This is a genomic window from Longimicrobium sp., from assembly GCF_036554565.1.
In the GTDB taxonomy this organism is placed as follows: domain Bacteria; phylum Gemmatimonadota; class Gemmatimonadetes; order Longimicrobiales; family Longimicrobiaceae; genus Longimicrobium.
Map to the genome: position 1 here is coordinate 1 of NZ_DATBNB010000690.1, position 2,846 is coordinate 2,846.

6 protein-coding genes are annotated in these 2,846 nt (G+C 68.2%); all 6 read left to right on the forward strand.

All coding sequences use genetic code 11. The features are described from left to right. Window positions 1-257: toprim domain-containing protein (locus tag VIB55_RS19150; protein ID WP_331878274.1), on the forward strand; the 257-nt coding region annotated here is incomplete at its 5' end. 126 nt (window positions 258-383) lie between these two features. Beyond that, window positions 384-695 carry a hypothetical protein gene (locus tag VIB55_RS19155; protein ID WP_331878275.1) on the forward strand — a complete coding sequence of 104 codons (312 nt, stop codon included), beginning with the start codon at window positions 384-386 and terminating at the stop codon, window positions 693-695. Further along, on the forward strand, window positions 695-1,198 hold the full coding sequence (locus tag VIB55_RS19160) for a roadblock/LC7 domain-containing protein (RefSeq protein WP_331878276.1): 504 nt from the start codon (window positions 695-697) through the stop codon (window positions 1,196-1,198). The genes VIB55_RS19155 and VIB55_RS19160 overlap by 1 nt, the downstream gene beginning before the upstream one ends. A 13-nt stretch (window positions 1,199-1,211) precedes the next feature. Then, window positions 1,212-1,790 (forward strand): GTP-binding protein, encoded by a 579-nt coding sequence (locus VIB55_RS19165; RefSeq protein WP_331025282.1) that lies wholly within the window; start codon window positions 1,212-1,214, stop codon window positions 1,788-1,790. A gap of 11 nt (window positions 1,791-1,801) precedes the next feature. Then, on the forward strand, window positions 1,802-2,449 hold the full coding sequence (locus VIB55_RS19170) for a CDP-alcohol phosphatidyltransferase family protein (RefSeq protein WP_331878277.1): 648 nt from the start codon (window positions 1,802-1,804) through the stop codon (window positions 2,447-2,449). Between the two features lie 22 nt (window positions 2,450-2,471). Continuing rightward, a partial coding sequence (locus tag VIB55_RS19175; protein ID WP_331878278.1) for an alpha/beta hydrolase occupies window positions 2,472-2,846 on the forward strand: 375 nt, incomplete at its 3' end.

Consider the following 2,846-nt stretch of genomic DNA (forward strand, 5'->3'; position numbering starts at 1 on the left):
TCGAGGGCATCGGTCCCGAGCAGCTCCGGGTTCGCGAGCTGCTGGCCCGCCTGGAGCCCGAGGGCGTCACCGAGGTCATCCTCTGCACCAACCCGAACATCGAGGGCGAGGCCACCGCCATGTACCTCGGGCGGCTGCTCAAGCCGCTCGGGCTCCGGGTGACGCGCATCGCGCGCGGGCTCCCCGTGGGGGGCGACCTGGAGTACGCCGACGGGGTGACGATCGCCGAAGCACTGGCGGGCCGGCGGGAGCTGTAGCGCGCGTCTAGCCCGGGAATTGCCCATTGGCCGCGGAGCAAACCGCGGCCTTTTGTTTTTTCGGGCCTTGCCCGTTACTTTGGTGCCGCGTTCACCCCCATCGCAGATCCCCACCGCCTCCGGGTGATGGAAAGCAATCGAATCGTACGCACCGCCGCCTTCGCCCTGCTGGCCGTCGCCGCCGCGGCGGGGCTGGGCGCGCTGCTGCTGCGCGACCAGATCAGCCGCAGCCGCCGCGACCTGTTCAGCCCGCACCCGCTGCGCCGGCTGGCCGCGCTGGAGTACCTGGGCGGCGTTCCGGCGTCGGTCGACACGGTGCTGCTGCTGCGCGACTTCCTGGCGTGGGAGCAGCGCCCGCTGCTGCGCAAGCGCGCGCAGGGAGTGCTGGCGCGGGTGGAAGCGGGCGTGGCGGCCCGGCACCCGGCCGAGGTGGCCTGATGGCGGGCGGAGCGAGCAGCTGGAGCTTCGAGGAGCGCGACGTCCAGCGCATCGACCGCATCCTGCAGGACTTTCTGTACGACGCGGGCGCCCGCTGCGCGCTGCTGGTGGACCGCACGGGGCAGCTGGTGACCACGGCGGGCGAAAAGCCCGAGTTCGACGCGGTGGCGTTCTCGTCACTGGCCGCGGCCGACTTTTCGGCCAACGACCAGCTGGCGTCGATGATCGGCGAAACGGAGTTCTCGTCGCTCTTTCACCAGGGCGAGAAGGAATCGATGTACCTTGCCGACGTGGTGCGGCGAGTGATCCTGGTGGTCCTGTTCGACAACCGGACCACCCTGGGGATGATCCGGATCAAGGTGAAGGCGGTAGTGCGCGAGCTTTCCGAGGTGTTCAGCGAAATGTTCTCACGGTCCGCCGCGGCCCCGCAGGGGCTGCGCGTGGAGGCCGGCTTCATGGACGAGGCGGAGGACGAGATCGACCGCCTTTTCGGCGACCTCTGAAAGGGCCACGTCCATGTCGATGATCAACTACGCCTCGCGCGAGATCAACTGCAAGATCGTGTACTACGGTCCGGGCCTGTGCGGCAAGACCACCAACCTCGAGTACATCTTCGAGAAGGTGGCGCCCAACACCCGCGGCAAGCTGATCTCGCTGGCGACGGAAACGGAACGGACGCTCTTCTTCGACTTCCTGCCGGTGGACCTGGGTTCCATCCGCGGGTTCAAGACGCGCTTTCACCTGTACACGGTTCCCGGACAGGTGTACTACAACGCGTCGCGAAAGCTGATTTTGAAGGGGGTGGACGGGGTGGTGTTCGTGGCCGACAGCCAGGTGGAGCGGCTGGACGCGAACATCGAGTCCATGCACAACCTGTACGACAACCTTACGGAGTACGGGCTGGACCTTCGCGAGATCCCGTTCGTAATCCAGTACAACAAGCGCGACCTGCCCAACATCTCCTCGCTCGAGGAGCTGCAGCGCGAGCTGAACCCCAGCAACGTGCCCACGTTCGAGGCGGTGGGCGTGCGGGGGATCGGCGTGTTCGACACGCTGAAGGCGGTGAGCAAGCTGGTGATCAAAGCCCTGAGCTGACCGGACACACCATGGCCTGGCGCAACCTTCCGAACGCGATCACGCTGGGGCGCATCGTCCTGGCGCTGGTGGTGGCGCCCATGATCGTGACCGACGCCTTCTCGTGGCGGCTCGCCGGCTTCATCGTCTTTTTGGCCGCCGCCTTTTCCGACCTGTGGGACGGCCACCTGGCGCGCTCGCGCAACCTGGTGAGCGACTTCGGCAAGCTGATGGACCCGCTGGCCGACAAGCTCCTGCTCGCGCTCACCTTCATCCCGTTCTACCTGCTTTCGCACGGGTGGGAGCCGCACACCCGGTTCCCCTGGTTCGGCGGGGTGCTGCCGCTGTGGGTGCTGATCGTGATCTTCGGCCGCGAGATCTTCATCACCGTGTTCCGCGGCTACGCGGCGAAGCGCGGGGTGATCCTGGCGGCGGGCAAGGCCGGCAAGCTCAAGGCGGTGTTCCAGAACATCTTCGTGGGCGCGGCCATCTTCTGGTACGCCCTGCAGTCGGCCGCGCGCGAGAACGCATGGGACACCGCCTTCTGGAGCTTCTGGCAGAAGTTCCACGCCGGGTTCACCATGGTGTCGCTGGCCATCGCGGTGGTGCTGACGGTGTACTCGCTGTACGTGTACCTGCGCGATTTCGGCATCCTGGGCCGCAAGCGGGCTCAGCCGTGACCCGCCGCGCCGGCTGACCCGCGTGTCCGGCCTGGACGAGCGCTCCGGCGAGCTGCGCGCGGCGGACGGCCTGCGCCTTTCCTATCGCTCCTGGCCGGTTCCGTCCCCCCGCTCCGTCCTGATCCTTTCGCACGGGCTGGGCGAGCACGCCGGCCGCTACGCCCCGCTGGCGGCGGACCTGGGTCGCCGCGGCGTGGCCGTCCACGCGCTGGACCACCGCGGCCACGGCAGGTCGGGGGGCCGGCGCGGCTTCGTTTCGTCGTTCGGCGAGTTCGTCCGCGATTTCGAGGCGTTCCGAGCACGCATCGCGGACGAGACGCCGCCCGGGGTACCGACCTTCCTCCTGGGCCACTCGCTCGGCGGGCTGATCGCCATCCGCTACCTGCAGGCGCATCCC